At 70.3% G+C, this 16,117-nt stretch carries 14 protein-coding genes; 10 read left to right on the forward strand and 4 right to left on the reverse strand.

Annotation, left to right across the window (positions count from 1 at the left end):
- From WCE39_RS07010 to yeiP, 5 genes are all read left to right on the forward strand, one after another.
- The coding region (locus tag WCE39_RS07010) for a biotin/lipoyl-containing protein (RefSeq protein WP_343275983.1) at window positions 1–618 on the forward strand (618 nt) is incomplete at its 5' end.
- 1 nt (window position 619) lies between these two features.
- The gene (locus tag WCE39_RS07015; RefSeq protein WP_343275984.1) at window positions 620–1,519 is read left to right on the forward strand and encodes a hydroxymethylglutaryl-CoA lyase; all 900 of its coding nucleotides are present in this window, start codon (window positions 620–622) and stop codon (window positions 1,517–1,519) included.
- Window positions 1,516–4,134, forward strand: coding sequence for a sensor domain-containing protein (locus WCE39_RS07020; protein ID WP_343275985.1), 2,619 nt, complete (start codon window positions 1,516–1,518; stop codon window positions 4,132–4,134). Before WCE39_RS07015 ends, WCE39_RS07020 begins: the two co-directional genes overlap by 4 nt.
- Before the next feature lie 203 nt (window positions 4,135–4,337).
- Window positions 4,338–5,108, forward strand: a complete 771-nt coding sequence (locus tag WCE39_RS07025; RefSeq protein ID WP_343275986.1) for an SDR family oxidoreductase — start codon at window positions 4,338–4,340, stop codon at window positions 5,106–5,108.
- Window positions 5,109–5,117: 9 nt separating this feature from the next.
- Entirely contained in the window at window positions 5,118–5,684 is a 567-nt protein-coding gene (gene yeiP / locus WCE39_RS07030; protein WP_343254090.1) for an elongation factor P-like protein YeiP, read from the forward strand.
- Between the two features lie 103 nt (window positions 5,685–5,787).
- On the opposite strand, the gene WCE39_RS07035 is transcribed toward yeiP, so the two are convergent.
- From WCE39_RS07035 to WCE39_RS07045, 3 genes are read right to left on the reverse strand one after another with little or no spacing between them, the layout of a single operon-like run.
- Window positions 5,788–7,812, reverse strand: coding sequence for a DUF7844 domain-containing protein (locus WCE39_RS07035; RefSeq protein WP_343275987.1), 2,025 nt, complete (start codon window positions 7,810–7,812; stop codon window positions 5,788–5,790).
- A gap of 44 nt (window positions 7,813–7,856) precedes the next feature.
- Window positions 7,857–8,171 (reverse strand): DUF2388 domain-containing protein, encoded by a 315-nt coding sequence (locus tag WCE39_RS07040; RefSeq protein ID WP_343275988.1) that lies wholly within the window; start codon window positions 8,169–8,171, stop codon window positions 7,857–7,859.
- Entirely contained in the window at window positions 8,168–9,571 is a 1,404-nt protein-coding gene (locus WCE39_RS07045; RefSeq protein WP_343275989.1) for an FAD-binding oxidoreductase, read from the reverse strand. Before WCE39_RS07045 ends, WCE39_RS07040 begins: the two co-directional genes overlap by 4 nt.
- A gap of 119 nt (window positions 9,572–9,690) precedes the next feature.
- Between WCE39_RS07045 and serA the strand changes: the two genes are divergently transcribed.
- Window positions 9,691–10,923, forward strand: coding sequence for a phosphoglycerate dehydrogenase (gene serA, locus WCE39_RS07050; RefSeq protein ID WP_343275990.1), 1,233 nt, complete (start codon window positions 9,691–9,693; stop codon window positions 10,921–10,923).
- 70 nt (window positions 10,924–10,993) lie between these two features.
- On the opposite strand, the gene WCE39_RS07055 is transcribed toward serA, so the two are convergent.
- Window positions 10,994–11,569, reverse strand: coding sequence for an NUDIX hydrolase (locus WCE39_RS07055; RefSeq protein WP_343275991.1), 576 nt, complete (start codon window positions 11,567–11,569; stop codon window positions 10,994–10,996).
- 294 nt (window positions 11,570–11,863) lie between these two features.
- Between WCE39_RS07055 and nhaC the strand changes: the two genes are divergently transcribed.
- The 4 genes from nhaC to WCE39_RS07075 all read left to right on the forward strand — a co-directional run bounded on the left by nhaC (window position 11,864) and on the right by WCE39_RS07075 (window position 16,114).
- On the forward strand, window positions 11,864–13,369 hold the full coding sequence (gene nhaC / locus WCE39_RS07060; protein ID WP_343275992.1) for a Na+/H+ antiporter NhaC: 1,506 nt from the start codon (window positions 11,864–11,866) through the stop codon (window positions 13,367–13,369).
- A gap of 37 nt (window positions 13,370–13,406) precedes the next feature.
- Window positions 13,407–14,768 carry a sodium-dependent transporter gene (locus tag WCE39_RS07065; RefSeq protein WP_343275993.1) on the forward strand — a complete coding sequence of 454 codons (1,362 nt, stop codon included), beginning with the start codon at window positions 13,407–13,409 and terminating at the stop codon, window positions 14,766–14,768.
- A gap of 51 nt (window positions 14,769–14,819) precedes the next feature.
- Window positions 14,820–15,467: a methylthioribulose 1-phosphate dehydratase gene (locus tag WCE39_RS07070; protein ID WP_343275994.1), complete on the forward strand. Its 648-nt coding sequence runs from the start codon at window positions 14,820–14,822 to the stop codon at window positions 15,465–15,467.
- 92 nt (window positions 15,468–15,559) lie between these two features.
- Entirely contained in the window at window positions 15,560–16,114 is a 555-nt protein-coding gene (locus WCE39_RS07075) for a 1,2-dihydroxy-3-keto-5-methylthiopentene dioxygenase (protein ID WP_343275995.1), read from the forward strand.
- Window positions 16,115–16,117: the final 3 nt, after the last annotated feature.

The following is a 16,117-nucleotide window of genomic DNA, read 5'->3' on the forward strand; positions in this document are numbered from 1 at the left end:
ACCGCCGCTGCCGTGTCTATCGTGCCCGTCGCCGAGTCCAATTTACGCTACGCCGCTGCCGGCAGCGGCGACCCGGGCTCGCCCTGGGCGATCGCCGACGGCTGGCGCCTGGGGCATGCCGGCCTGCGCCGGGTGGTGCTGGGCGAAGCCGACGCGCGCCACGTGGCGATCGCGCACGGGGCCGCCGGCAACTACCGGATCGGAGTCGAGGATGCCGGGACGCTTGGCGTCGAAGGCGCGACGATGGCCTCTGGAATCCTGCAGGCACGTTTCAACGGCCGGGGCCTGCGTTTCCCGGTCGATATCGATGGCGCTGCCGTGCTCGTCCATGACGGGCGCCGGCGCTGGCGCTTCGAGCGGATCGGTGCCTACGAGGCCACGCGCGGCGGCGAAGCCGGCGGTGGCAACAGGGTTGCGGCGCCGATGCCCGGGCGTATCGTGGTCACCAGGGTGAAGCCCGGCGAGCACGTCAGCGAGGGACAGGAGCTGCTGGTGATGGAAGCGATGAAGATGGAACTTGCGCTCAAGGCCCCGCGCGATGGCATCGTCGCGGAACTGCTTGCCGGCGAAGGCGACTTCGTCGAGGCGGACGCCGTCCTGGTCACCCTGGAAGACTGAGGTGGCGCATGCCCGGCAGGTGCGCATCGTCGAGGTGGGTCCGCGCGACGGCCTCCAGAACGAATCCGCGATCGTCTCCACCGCGGCCAAGATCGAGCTGATCGACCGCCTGTCGGCCACCGGGCTGCAGACGGTCGAGGCGACCAGCTTCGTCAGCCCGAAGTGGGTCCCGCAGCTGGCCGATGCCGCCGAGGTCTACGCCGGCATCACCCGCCGCGACGGCGTGGACTACCCGGTGCTCGTGCCCAACCTGCAGGGCTACGAGCGCGCCCATGCCGCCGGTGCCGACGAGGTGGCGGTGTTCACCGCGGCCTCGGACGCGTTCAACCGGCGCAACACGAATGCCGGCATCGACGAATCGCTTGCGCGCTTCGCACCGGTACTGGAGCGCGCCCGCGCCGACGGCGTGCGCGTGCGCGGCTACGTGTCCACCGTGCTCGGCTGCCCCTACCAGGGAGAGGTGCCGCTGGACGACGTGGTCCGCGTTGCGCACGCCCTGCACGCCATGGGCTGCTACGAGGTTTCGCTGGGCGACACCATCGGCGTGGGCACGCCCGGCAAGGCGCGCGACATGCTGCGGGCGGTGGCCGCCGAGGTGCCGATGGCGGCACTCGCCGTGCACTTCCACGACACCTGGGGACAGGCGCTGGCCAACGTGCTGGCCTGCCTGGAGGAAGGCGTGGCGGTGGTCGACGCCGCGGTCTCCGGCACGGGCGGCTGCCCGTATGCCAAGGGCGCCAGCGGCAACCTCGCCACCGAGGACCTCGTCTACATGCTGCATGGGCTTGGCGTGGAGACGGGAGTCGACCTGGATGCGCTGGCCGACACCGGGACCTGGCTGTCCGGCATCCTCGGGCGCGCTAGCGGCAGCAAAGTGGCCAGGGCGCTGTCCGCGCAGTGAACAGCTCGCGGCCGCCCGATCCGCCCGCGCAGCCACCAGCCGACGGTGCCAACGCGCAGGTCCTGGACGCGCTCGATGCCGCCGCCTGCGACCCGCTTGTCCCCGAACGCGCGCGCGCGCTGCTTCTAGAGGCTGCCGCAGCGCTGCGCGCGGCCAGCGCCGACGCCCAGCATGCGCAGCTGCGCTACCACGCCCTGTTCGACGCCGTGCCCGATCCCGTCAGCGTGATCGCCGCCGACGGCACGGTGCTTGACCTCAACCGGGCCGGCATGGCGGCCTACAGGCGCCCGCGCCACGAGATCGTCGGCCAGCCGATCCACGTCCTCAATCCCGACCTGCCCGAAGACCACATGACGCCGGTGCTGGAGGCGCTGGACCGCGGCGAGACCTTCGTCATCGAGGTCAGCAACATGCGCGCCGACGGCACCCGCTTCCCGGTGGAAGTGCATTCGGCCGGCTTCGACCACGAGGGCCAGCGCTGCGTCGTGGCCGTGGCGCGCGACCTCAGCAGGCGCCGCGAAGCGGAGGCGCGCTACCACGACCTGATGGAGGTGATGGACAAGGGCATCGTCATCCAGGCTGCGAACGCGGCGGTGCTGCATGCCAACACCGCCGCGCTGCGGATACTGTCCCTGAACCAGGGCGAGCGGGTCCCGCGCGACGGCAGCCTGCCGCAGCACTGGATGTTGCTGCGCGCCGACGGCAGCGAGATGCCGATGTCGGAATTCCCCGCGATGCGCGCGTTGCGCGAGGGGCGGCTGGTGGGCAACACCCTCATCGGCCTCTACCACCGCCTGCGCCGGCGCCTGCTGTGGCTGTCGGTGACGGCGGCCCCGCACTTCGCCGCCGGTGCCGACAGCCCCGACCAGGTGCTGTCGATGTTTTCCGACGTCACCGAACTCAAGCGCGACAGCGCCCTCTTCGACCGCGTGCAGTCGCTGGCCAGCATTGGTGGCTGGGAATGGGATCGCGCAAGCGGCCGGCTCTACCTCACCGACGAGGCCGCGCACATCCTGTCGCAGGCGCAGCGCCCGGCGTCCATGGACGCGGTGATGGCATGCCTGCAGCAGGCCGACGCGGACCGGTTGCGCAGCGCGCTGGACACCTCCAGCGACGGCACCGGCTTCGAACTCGACCTGGAAGGCGCGCGTGCGGACGGCGCTGCGTTCTGGGTGCGCGTGATCGGCGAAAGCGGCTCCGGCGTGGCCGGCAAGGCGCGGGTCACCGGCACCCTGCAGGACATCACCATCAGCAAGCACGGCGAGCAGACGCTGCGCGTGCTGGCGCGCAGCGATCCGCTCACCGGCCTGCTCAACCGCGACGCCATGCTGGAGGAAATCGCCACGCACCTCGGCGGCGCCCAGATGGCGCCGATGGCGGTGCTGTACATCGACCTCGATCGATTCAAGCTGGTCAACGACGTGCTCGGCCATGCCGCCGGCGACAGCCTGCTGGCCGCGGCCGCCGGGCGCCTGCGCGCGGCCGTGGGCGACCAGGGCCTGATCGCGCGCTTCGGCGGCGACGAATTCCTGGTCGCATGCGACTGCGGAGGCGACCAGGGCCGCCCGGAGCGCATCGCCGACGCGATCCTCGCCGCCTTCGCGGTGGGCTTCGGCTTCGACAAGGACGAGTTCGTGGTCACCGCCAGCATCGGCATCGCGCGCTCGCCGCAGGACGGTACCGACACCCAGTCGCTGATCCAGCATGCCGACGCGGCGATGTACGAGAGCAAGCGGCGCACGCGCAACGGGCGGCAGTCGTACACGCCCGCGCTGGCCCAGTCCCAGCGCGAGCGGCTGCAGTTCGAGACCCAGCTGCGCCACGCCGCCGACAACGACGAATTCCACCTGGTCTACCAGCCGCAGGTGGAGCTCTACACCGGGCGCATCGTCGGCGCCGAGGCGCTGATCCGCTGGCGCAACCAGCGGCTTGGAGAAATGCGACCGGACCATTTCATCGCCCAGGCCGAAGGCACCGGCGACATCGTGCGCATCGGTCACTGGGCGCTGCGCGAGACCTGCCGGCAGGTCGCCGCCTGGCGCGACGATGGCCTCGGCATCGTGCGCATGGCGGTGAACGTGTCCTATCGGCAGCTGCTGGGCAGTGACCTGGTGGCGTCGGTGGAAGGCCTGCTGCGCGAATTCGGGCTGCCCGGCTCGGCGCTCGAGCTGGAGTTCACCGAGCGGGTGCTGATCGAGGACGCGCCGGAGACGCTGGGCAACTTCGCGGCGCTGCGGGCGCTGGGCGTGAGCCTGGCCATCGACGACTTCGGCGAGGGCTACAGCGCGCTCAACTACCTGCGCCGGCTGCCCATCCAGGGCCTGAAGCTGAGCCAGCTGTTCGTGGCCGGCGTGCCGCGCAACCAGTCCGACGTGGCCGTCTGCCAGGCCGTGGCGGGCATCGCCCGCAGCCTGGGCCTGGGGCTCGTGGCCGAGGGGATCGAGACCCCCGGGCAGCGCCGCTTCCTGCTCGACCTCGGGGTCGCGGTGGGCCAGGGCTTCCTGTTCGCGCCCGGGCTGCGGCCGGACGAGTTCGCCGGGCGCCTGCGCGCCGGGCCGGAACGCCAGGTGGAAGCCTCCCGGCAGCCGACGCAGCACCCCGCGGCAGACCACTAGGCACTCTACCTGCCGCTGCTGCAGGAGCGGCCATGCCGCGATGGCGATGACTGTGGGAGCGGCCAAGGCCGCGATGGCGCCTGGCGTGGCGATCGCGGCCATGGTCGCTCCCACCGGGCAGGCGCGCCCGCCCACGCCCCTGCTCCGCCGTACGCCGCGCAAGTCCGGTAAAATCGCCGGTTTCCGCATTCCCCGGGACCGCCATGCAAGCAGATTCGATCCGCGCCGTCGTCACTGGCGGCGTCTCCGGCCTCGGCCTCGCCGTCGCTACCCGCATCGTCGCCGACGGCGGCAAGGTCGCCCTGTTCGACGTCAACGACGACAAGGGCGCGTCCGCGGTCGCGTCGCTTGGCGAGGCCAACGCGCGCTACTTCGCCACCGATGTCACCAGCGAGGACACCGTGGTGGCCAACGTCGATGCGGCCAGGGACTTCCTCGGCGGCCTGAACATGGTCGTCAACTGCGCGGGCATCCTCGGCGCCGGCCGCGTGCTCGGCCGCGACGGGGCAATGCCACTGGGCCGCTTCCAGTCGACGGTGATGGTCAACCTGGTCGGCAGCTTCAACGTCGCCAAGGCCGGCGCCGCGCTGATGCAGCACAACGATGCGGGCGAGGACGGGGAGCGCGGCGTGATCATCAACACCGCGTCGGTGGCGGCCTATGAAGGCCAGATCGGCCAGGCCGCGTACTCGGCCTCGAAGGGCGGCGTGGTCGGCATGACCCTGCCGATGGCGCGCGAGCTGGCCCGCTTCGGCATCCGGGTCAACACCATCGCCCCGGGCATCTTCTGGACGCCGATGGTCGACGGCATGCCGGATGACGTGCAGCAGTCGCTGTCGTCCTCGATCCCGTTCCCCTCGCGCCTGGGTCGCCCGGAGGAATTCGCCGACGTGGTCGCGTATCTCGCCGGCAACCGCTACATCAACGGCGAGACCATCCGCCTGGACGGCGCCGTGCGCCTGGCCCCCAAGTAAGGAACACCGATGAAGGCTTACGACGTCAAGAAAGGCAACGTGGTCGAACACAACGGCACCGTGTACCAGGTGCGGGACATCGACCGCAGCTCGCCGCAGGGGCGCGGCGGCAACGTGCGCTTCCGCTTCACCATGTACAGCGTGCCCGGCGGCAACAAGACCGACGCCTCGTTCGACGGCGACGACGAACTGAAGGAAGTCGAGCTGCTGCGTCGCCAGGCCAGCTTCTCGTACAGGGACGGCGAGGCCTTCGTGTTCATGGACGACGAGGACTTCACGCCCTACACCCTCGACCCCGACGTGGTCGGCGACGATGCCGGCTACATCAGCGACGGACTCGGTGGCTGCTTCGTGCAGATCATCGACGATATGCCGATCGCCGTGCAGCTGCCGCAGACGGTGGCACTTGAGGTGGTCGAGACGCCGCCGGAGCTCAAGGGCGGCACCGCCACCAAGCGCCCGAAGCCCGCGCGCCTGTCGACCGGCCTCGAGATCCAGGTGCCCGAGTACATCGCCAACGGCGAGCGCGTGCTGGTCAACACCACCAGCGGCGAGTTCTCCGGCCGCGCCGACTGATCGCCTGCCCCGCGGCGTCCTCCAGGCGCAGCCACAGCTGCACCCTCGTCGCCACCTGCCGCAGTGGGAGCGGCCATGGCCGCGATCGCCACCAGGGCGGCGTCTACCGCGACAGCAGCAAGCCCGGGTCCAGGCCACCCTCAGCCTGATGGAGCGCGCGAAGGCGCAGGCCGAGCGCGGCGACGTTGGCCTCGGCCTGCTCCAGCGATGCGCGCGCAGCGGGCGGCAGCATGCCGCGTCCGGCGGCCTGCAGGCGCTTGTCCAGCTCACGCAGGCGGGCGGCGCGCTCGCCGGCGCCATCGCGGGCCTGCTCGCGCTCCGCGGCCTGCGGCAGGCCATAACCGGGTAGCGACAGCAGGCCCGCGGGGCTTGCGAGCACTCCGCCCTCGCGCAGCGCTTCGGTTAGCAGGGGCAGCATTTCGCCTGCGCCTGCGCCCGCACTTGAATCCGCGTTTACGCCCGCAGCCGCCTCCATGGCGCTGGCCGCACGCTGGCTGCCGGCCTGGAACATACGTCGCTTGAGCACATCCCGCGCACGCTGCTCCTCGCGCCGCAGCGCGGCCTCCTCCAGCAGCAGGAGCGCCGCCGAGACGCGCATGTCGCCCCGCTGCAGCCACGGCGCACGCTGCGAAGGCGCCGTGCGCAACCAGTCCTCCACATCGCCCGGCTCCAGCCCCAGGGCTTCGCGCGCGGAGTCGTACAGCGCCTGGTAGTGCGCACTCCAGGGCTCGAAGCGATAGCCCAGCCTGCGCGCCTCGTCGGGATCGGCCGGCACCTGCGCGTCATCCACCAGCCCCGCGCGGCGCAGCCGCCGCAGCAGGCCCTTGGGCGTGATGCTGTCGAGATCGGCCGCGGCGGCGCGCGGCAGGCCGTCATGCAGAAGCTTCCAGGTCTCGACCGCGCAGTTGTTGCCGATGAAGCGGTAGCGCCCGTCGTAGCTCCAATGCACGTGCGCCGCACGCCGTAGCAGGCTGGCGATCCCGTCGACCGAAAGACGCAGCGGGATCGAATCCAGCGGCCGCAGCTCCACGCGCGTGTATTCGTCCACCACCTGCTGCAGCGGCAGCACGAACAGCCGCGACGGATAGCCACCCGTCAGCCCTCGCCAGCTCGACAGCTGCAGATCGTCCACGAAGGCGCGGAACGACAGCACGCGATGATGCTCGAGATCCAGGCGACACTCCGGCCCCGGCGCCCGGCCCGGCGCACAGACCACCAGGCGCAGCATCGTGTGCCCCCAGCGGCTCATCATCGCCTCGCCATTGCCGGCCAGCAGATAGTCCACCGCCACCACGCGTGCAGGATCGAGCTCCAGCAGCGGTTCCGCATCGGCATCGGCCAGCGCGCCCGCATCGACATAGGGCAGGGTGTCCGCGCAGACGGGCGCCTCCGGTGACCAGCCGAAGTGCGCAGCGAAATGCGCGTGCAGGGCCGGCCGCCGACAGGCGTAGGCGGGATCGAGCAGGAAGTACTCCAGGTTCACCGCCACGAATTCCCCCGGCGAATGCAGCTCGTAAGCGTCCGGACTGCGCTCACCGAAGGCATTGTCCGCACCGCGCCCCGGCCACAGCGGCCGCACCTGCCAACCCGCCAGGTCAAGCAAGCGCGGATCGCGGGACAGCCCCTGCTCCCGGTCCCAGTCGTGCGCAAGCTCATGCACCAGCGCCGCCACGGCCGCGCGCGGCACGGCATCGATGCCCTCCGACGGCGTGCTGTCCAACGACGCGCCGTCGAGCAACACCCGCGACAGCGCGATGCGTTCGCCCCGGATACGCCCGTGCACATCCGCCGGCAGGTCATCGCGCCAGGACAGCTGCAGCGCACGCTCGTGCGCACGCCAGCGCGGTGGCAGCCGCTCCAACACCTCGGCCACCAGCATCTCCGTGGCGGCGGTCTCGGACACGGACAGCGCCGACACCGGCTCGATCCGGAGTCCAGTCGCCTGCGGCCCTGCGCCCTCCGATTGCACGGGTAGCGACTGCGCCACTGCCGGCTCCAGGCTCACCGACTGCGCGGACACCGGCATTGCCACCTGCAACAACACACCCGCTGCCACCAGCGCGGCCGCGCGCAAGCGAGCCCCGACCGACGCGCCGTACCGCGCGCCTTCGGCGAGACGCCGCCTCATGCGGGAATCGCAGCTAGAGCTGCTCCTGCAAAGGAAGGGCCAAATCAACGCGCCAGGATCGCCCGCGCCAACTCGAGATCACCGGCCGCCCGCGCCTCGACCGAATGCTCGCGCAAATGGCGCAATGCCGCCTCCAGTCGCGCCCCACGGATCCGCCCGTCGCTGGCGACAAAGCCCGCCGCATCCTCGCGCGCCTGCAGCACGACCTTGTCATTGCCCGAAGTCGAACCCGACGAAGCCCCGCTGGACGCGGACCCCGCGCCCGCGGACGTACCGGCGAAGCTGGACGCGTGGACGGGAGCGGCGATGGCGAGCGCGAACGCGGACGCGAGCGCGCAGGACAATGCGATACGGATCATGCGTGGTTACCTGGATGGGGATCGAAAAGCTTTCCTGGGTTGAGGATACCTGCCGGATCAAGCGCTGCCCGCAGCGCACGCATCACCGCGATCTCCGCCGCGCTGCGCGTCGAGCCCAGGTACGGCTTCTTGACCAGACCGATGCCGTGCTCTGCCGAGATGGTGCCGGCGTGGCGCTGAACCAGCCCTGCCAGGTGCCCGGTGACATCACCGCAGCGCGCGACAAAATCATCCTGGTCGAGCCCGGCAGGCTTCAGCACGTTGATATGCAGGTTGCCATCGCCGATGTGCCCGAACCACGCAACCTCGAACTCCGGATACTCCGTCGCCAGAAGCGCCTGGGCCTCGGCCAGGAAGGCCGGCATCGCCGACACCCGCACCGCGACGTCGTTCTTGTAGGGCACGAAGGGCGCCAGCGCCTCGGTGATGCCCTCGCGCAGGCGCCACAGCTGCGCCGCCTGCGCCTGCGACTGCGCAACCACCCCGTCTTCCACCCAGCCCTGCTCCGCGCAGTACGAGAACGCGTCCAGCAGCCGCGCGTCGTCCGGGCCTTCGGCGGCCGCATCCAGCACCACGTAATACGGATACCCGCGCTCGAACGGCAGCTGCGCCCCGTGCGCGACCACGTGTCCCAGCGCAATATCGGTGAAGAACTCGAAGGCTTCCAGCGCCAGGCGTTCGCGCAGCGCCTGGAAGACCTGCACCAGCACCTCGAACGAAGGCAGCGCCAGCAGCAGCGTGGCCACCGGCGGCGGCGGCGGCGCCAGCTTCAGCGTGGCCTCGACCACCACCCCCAGCGTGCCCTCCGACGCGATCGCCAGATGCCGCAGGTCGTAGCCGCTGGAGTTCTTGACCAGGCCACGGTTGAGGTCGAGCAGCTCGCCGGCGGCGGTGACCAGCTTCAGCCCTGCCACCCACTCGCGGGTGTTGCCGTAGCGCAGCACGCGGATGCCGCCGGCATTGGTGGCGATGTTGCCGCCGATGGTGCAGGAGCCGCGCGCCGCGAAGTCGACCGGATACTGCAGGCCGTGCTCGCGCGCCGCCTCCTGCACGGTCTCGAGCGGCGTACCCGCCTCGACGGTGAGCGTGCGGTCGACCGGGTCGAAGGCCAGCACGCGGCGCATGCGCTCAAGGCTGAGCACGAGCTCGCCATGGGCCGCGACCGCGCCACCGGACAGGCCGGTGCGGCCGCCAGAAGGCACCACCGCCACGCCCTGCGTACTGGCCCAGCGCAGTACGGCCTGGACCTCGCCGGCATCGCCGGGAAGCGCCACGCCCAGCGGCGCCGGCGTCCAGCGGCGCGTCCAGTCGCGTCCGTAGTGCAGCAGTTCGTCCCGCGCGGTAAGCACGCGCAGGCCGGGGACCGCCGCGCGCAGGGATTCGAGTTTGGCGTCACTCATGGCAGGCGTCCGGGCAGGCAGTGCAGCCTGCCAGCGGGATCGGCCAGCGTCCAGCGTTGCAGTGCAGCATGTGCTCGCGGCTGGCACACTGGCCCTCCGCCCACGGCCGGCCGCCAACGATGAAGACCTCCTACCCCCGCAAGGACATCCGCGTGCTGCTGCTGGAGGGCCTGAGTCCGAGCGCCGTCGCCGTGTTCCGTGACGCCGGGTATTCCGACATCGAAACCCACGCCGGCTCGCTGCCCGAGGCGATGCTGCGCGAGCGCGTCCGCGAAGCGCACATCATCGGCATCCGCTCACGCACGCAGCTGACGGCGGAGGTCCTGGCCGAAGCGCGCCGGCTGATGGCCGTGGGCTGCTTCTGCATCGGCACCAACCAGGTCGACCTGGAGGCCGCCGCCCGCCAGGGCGTGCCGGTGTTCAACGCGCCCTACTCCAACACCCGCAGCGTGGCCGAACTGGTGCTGGCCGAAATCATCATGTTGATGCGCGGCGTGCCCGCGCGCCACGCCGCCTGCCTGCGCGGCGGCTGGCTGAAGTCGGCGACAGGCAGCCACGAGGTGCGCGGCAAGACGCTTGGCATCGTCGGCTACGGCCACATCGGCACGCAGGTGGGCCTGCTGGCCGAGGGTCTGGGCATGCGGGTGCTGTTCCACGATGTCGAAGCCAAGCTGTCGCTGGGCAATGCGCGCGCCGCCGCCGGCCTCGATGACCTGGTCGCACGCGCCGACGTGGTCACCCTGCACGTGCCCGAGACGCCGGCCACGCGGATGATGATCGGCGCCACCGAGCTTGCGGCGATGAAGCCCGGCGTACACCTGGTCAACGCGTCGCGCGGAACGGTGGTCGACATCGACGCGCTGGCCGCCGCGCTCGAAAGCGGCCACGTCGGCGGCGCCGCCATCGACGTGTTCCCGGTCGAACCCAAGGGCAACGACGAGGCCTTCGAATCCCCGCTGACCCGCTTCGACAACGTGCTGCTGACCCCGCACGTCGGCGGCAGCACGCTGGAGGCGCAGGACAACATCGGGCTGGAGGTCGCGGCCAAGCTGGTGCGCTACAGCGACAACGGCAGCACGCTGTCGGCGGTCAACTTCCCCGAAGTCACCCTGCCGGGCCACGAGGGCAGCCAGCGCATCCTGCACATCCACCGCAACGTGCCGGGCGTTCTGGTGCAGGTCAACGAGGTGTTCTCGCAGGCCGGGCTCAACATCGACGGCCAGTACCTGCGCACCGACGCCAACGTCGGCTACGTGGTGATCGATGTCGCCGCGACACCCGGGCAGGCGGATGCGCTGCGCGCGCAGCTGGCCGAGGTCACCGGCACGCTGCGCACGCGCATCCTCTATTGAGGTCGAGTTGCTCCGCGGGTCGCGGCTGTAGCCGCTGCCACAGGTCCGGAGCCATGGGGCGGGTCCGGGCTTATCCGGTGGGCGTGACGGTTCCGGCCCGGCGCGCGAGCCATTTGCGCGCCATGCGGCGCAACGAGGGATCCATGGTCTCCTCGGCGGCGATCGCCGCGACCTCAAGCCACGCCAGCGCGTGCGACTCCTCGCTGACCACGAAGGCTTCATCGGCACCCGCGCGCACCACGTAGCGGACGTCGTGGTGCCAGTGCCCGGGAACCTCCTTGCGCTCCGGGATCCAGTGGCGATCGAGGTCGAAGATCCCGCCCTCCAGGCGCAGGCCCGACAGGCCGCTTTCCTCGGTCGCCTCGCGCAGCGCCACGCGGGCCAGGTCGAGGTCGCCGTCGGCATGGCCACCGGGCTGCAGCCAGCGGTCGAGCTTGCGATGGTGGGTGAGCAGCGCGCGCCGGCCATCGGCGCTGACCAGCCAGGCGGAGGCGGTGAAGTGCCCTTCGAGCCGCGCGCGCACGAAGGGATCGGCGCCGTCGCGCAGCAGCGCGATGAACAGCCGCGACTCGGCGGCCTCGTCCGGCCAGACCTGCGCATGGGCGATGAATGCGGATTCGAGCGAAGCCAGTTCCGGGTGCGTCATTCTGCAAAGCCGCATCCGCGGCGCCATGGGGAGCTGTGCCCATTATGAAGGGCTCCGCGGGCCGCTCGCCTCGGCGTTGCCGCCCGGCCTTGCCCGAGGCTTCGCGCTGCACTGCCGCTTGTGCGCGCTCAAGCGCTTTGGCAAGGTACGGCAGCGTTGCCATCGCCAGACAGGGGGTCCCTTGAGCCGTAGCAAGCGTCACCACCCCCGCGGGCAACCGCACGGGGGCTCTTCGCGCATGTCGCTGCCGCGCAGCGGCGGGATCCGCGCCAGCCACCGGGCGACCCGGCGCGCATGAACGCACGCCGCCCCTTGCGCGAGCCATCGCTGTGGCAGGCGCTGCTGCCGCTGCTGTTCCTGTCGGTTGCCCTGGGGCTGGCGGTGTACCTGTACAGGGACGATGCCTCCTACGGCGCCAACCAGATTTCCCTGCTGCTGGCGGCCGGCATCGCGGCGGTCATCGGCCTGCGCAATGGCGTCCTGTGGGACGAAATCCAGGACGCGCTGGTGACCGGTGTCTCGCTGGCGGTGGTGCCGATCTTCATCCTGCTGGCGGTGGGCGCGCTGATCGGCACCTGGATCCTCAGCGGCACGGTGCCGACGATGATCGTGTACGGGATGAAGCTCCTGCACCCCTCGTATTTCTACCCGGCCACGTGCCTGATCTGCGCGCTCGTCGCGTTGACGATCGGCAGCTCCTGGACGGTCGCCGGCACGCTGGGCGTGGCCCTGATCGGCGTGGCGCAGGGGCTCGACATGTCGTTGCCGATCACTGCGGGCGCGGTGATCTCCGGCGCCTATTTCGGCGACAAGATGTCGCCGCTGTCGGACACCACCAACATCGCACCGGCGGCCGCGGGCAGCGAGCTGTTCGCGCACATCCGGCACATGACCTGGACCACGGGCCCCAGCATCGTCATCGCCCTGGTGCTGTTCACCGTGGTCGGCTTCGGGGCCCGCGGCGATGGCGCCGGCGCCGCCTTCGGCGATCTGCCCGCCCTGCTTGATGCGCGATTCACGCTGGGCTGGTACCTGCTGCTGCCGATGCTGGTGGTCTTCGCGCTGGCGATCATGCGCTTCCCTGCGTTCCCTACGATCATGATCGGCGCGCTGCTGGGCGCCGTGTCCGCAGTGGTGTTCCAGCCGGACAGCGTCATCGCGCTGGCGGGCAACCAGGACCTGGCGCGGCCGATGGCACTGCTCTCGGGCGCGTGGAAAGCGATGTTCAACGGCTACCAGGCCGCGACCGGCAATGCCGCGCTCGACGAGCTGCTGAGCCGCGGCGGCATGGCGAGCATGCTCAACACGGTGTGGCTGGTGGTCTGCGCGATGGGTTTCGGCGCGGTCATGGAGCGGACCGGGCTGCTGGAACGCATGATCCGCAGCGTGCTGAAAGCGGCGCGCTCGACGGGCTCGCTGATCGCCGCCACCCTGGCCACGGCGTTTGGCGCCAACGTGGTGACGGCCGACCAGTACATGTCGATCGTGCTGACCGGGCGCCTGTTCCAACCCGAATACCGCAGGCGCGGGCTGGCGCCGGTGAACCTGTCGCGCGCCCTCGAAGACGCGGGCACGATGACCTCGCCTCTTATTCCCTGGAACACCTGCGGCGCCTACATGGCCGCGACCCTCGGCGTCGCCACGCTCGACTACCTGCCCTACGCGTTCTTCAACCTGGTCAGTCCGCTGGTCGCCCTTGTCCTGGCCTATGCGGGCTTCAAGATCCTGCGGCTGCCGGCCGCCGCCCCGGCCGCGACGGACGCGCCCGCGGCGCCAGACACCCTCCCGACTCGCGGCTGACCAGGCCACGCGTCATTCGACTTTTCCGGATTCGCCCATGGACAAGACAACTTCCATCCACGGCATGTGGTCTTCCCGCCTGACGTTCATCCTTGCCGCCACCGGGTCCGCGGTCGGTCTCGGGAACATCTGGCGGTTTCCGTACATGACCTCCGACAACGGGGGCGGTGCGTTCGTCCTGGTCTACCTGGGATGCATCGCGGTGGTGGGCCTGCCGATCCTCATGGCGGAAATCCTGATCGGCCGCCACGGCCGCATGAGCCCGATCAATACGCTGAGGGGAGTGGTTCGCGATACCGGTGTCAGCAAGGCGTGGGTCGGTATCGGCTGGATCGGCATCGTCGCCGGCATCCTGATCCTGAGCTTCTACAGCGTGGTCGCCGGCTGGACGCTGCACTACGCATGGCTCTATCTCAAGCAGCTGTTCGGTGGCACCGGCATCACCGACCCGGGCGCGACGTTCACCGCCCTGCTGGCCAGTCCGCTGGAGCTGACGTTCTGGCACGGGCTGTTCATGCTGCTGACCGTCGCGGTCGTGGCGCTGGGCGTGGAAAAAGGCCTCGAACGCGCGGTGCGCTTCCTGATGCCGGCGCTGTTCCTGCTGCTGCTGGCGCTGGTGGGCTACGGCATCAGCACGGGCTACATGGGCCAGTCACTGTCGTTCCTGTTCCGACCCGACTGGTCCCAGATCGACGGCAACGTGTTCCTGCGTGCCATGGGCCAGGCGTTCTTCTCGCTGAGCCTCGGCATGTGCACGATGATGACCTACGGCGCCTACCTGCCCCGCGAGGGAATATCGATCCCGCGCGTCGGCATCGCGGTGGCGCTGACCGATACCACCGTGGCGCTGTTGGCGGGCATGGCGATCTTCCCGGTCGTGCTGTCGTTCGGGCTCGAACCCGCCGGCGGCGGTCCCGGCCTGATTTTCACCTCGCTGCCGCTGGCGTTCGAGGCCATGTCGATGGGCGCGGTGTACGGCCTGCTGTTCTTCGGCCTGCTTGCGGTGGCGGCGTGGACGTCATCGATCTCGCTGCTGGAACCCGCCACCGCGTTCATTGTCGAGAGGTTCGGCGTCAGGCGTCGCAAGGTGGCTGCGTTGTCGATGGCCGGCCTGTGCTGGCTGCTGGGCCTGCTTTCGGTCCTGTCGCTCAACCTCTGGTCGGAGGTCCGCATCTTCGACCGCAACATCATGGACTTCATCGAACTGGTGGCCAACGACCTGATGCTGCCGCTCGGCGGCCTGCTGATCGCGCTGTTCACGGGCTGGGCGCTGAACCTGACCATCCTGCGCGAGCAGCTTTCGGAACTGCCCGATGCCCTGTTCACCGCCTGGCGCTGGCTGCTGCGCATCGTCGCACCGCTGCTGGTGCTGGCGGTGCTGGTCAGCGCGGTGTTCTGACCCGCCGGCATCGTGCACGGGCCCTGGCCGGGGGTCGGCTAGAATCTCCGCATGAACCAGCACGCCATGCCCTACGACAGCCATCGCCTGCGCGAACTCGCGGGCGAACTCATCGTCAATATCCGCGAGCTGGCCCGCGCCGGCTGGACCCCGGCGACCAGCAGCAACTTCTCGCAGCGCCTGGATGATCGCCACGCCGCGATCACCATCTCGGGTCGCGACAAGGGCCGACTCAACGAGGGCGACATCATGGTCGTCGACTTCGACGGCCGCGCAGTGGGCAGCGACCACCGGCCCTCGGCCGAGACCCTGCTGCACACGCAGCTGTACGCCCGCTTCCCCGAAGTCGGCTGCGTATTGCACACCCATTCGCGCGCACAGACCATCGCCTCGCGGCTGTTCGCCGGCACTGGCCACGTGCGGCTGGAGGGCTACGAGCTGCTCAAGGCCTTCCGCGGCAATGCCACCCACGAGGCGGCCATCGATGTCCCGGTGCTGCCCAATTCGCAGGACATGCCCACGCTGGCCGCCCAGGTCGACGCCCTGCTCGACCGCGGTCCGATGTGGGGCTACCTGATCGATGGCCATGGCCTGTACGCCTGGGGCCGCGACATGGCCGAGGCGCGCCGCCACCTGGAAGCCTTCGAATTCCTGCTCGGCTGCGAGCTCGAGCTGCGCCGGCTGACGCTGGGCCACTGAGCGGGCGCACGCCCGGCGCACAGCGTTCCGCACACGCAACCACGCCAATCGCATCGGCTGCTACGCTGGCCCGCCCACACTGGAGATCCGCCATGAGCCGCCTGCGCATCTTCGCCGACGACGCCCCCGGCGCCGCCCTGCTCGACACCTCCGACGGCGATGCCATCGCCCGCGAACTCGGCGCGATCGGCGTCACCTTCGAGCGCTGGCAGGCCAACCGGCCGATCGCCGCCGGCGCATCGCAGGACGAGGTCCTGGCCGCCTACCGAGCCGACATCGACCGCATCAGCGCCGAACGCGGCTTCACCACGGTCGACGTGGTCAGCATCGCGCCGGACAACCCGAAGCGCGACGAGATGCGCAAGACCTTCCTCGACGAACACTTCCACAAGGAAGACGAAGTCCGCTTCTTCGTCGCCGGCTCGGGCCTGTTCGTGTTGCACGTGGACGAGCGCGTGTACGAGATCGAGTGCGTCAGGAACGACCTGATCGCCGTACCCGACGGCACCACGCACTGGTTCGACATGGGCCCGGAGCCCGAATTCGTCGCCATCCGCTTCTTCCAGCAGCCCGACGGCTGGGTCGGCCACTTCACCGGCACCGACATCGCCCGGAAGTTCCCGCGCTACGAAAAGTCCGCGCGCTGAAAA

The organism is Luteimonas yanweni (assembly GCF_039548475.1).
Lineage (GTDB): Bacteria > Pseudomonadota > Gammaproteobacteria > Xanthomonadales > Xanthomonadaceae > Luteimonas.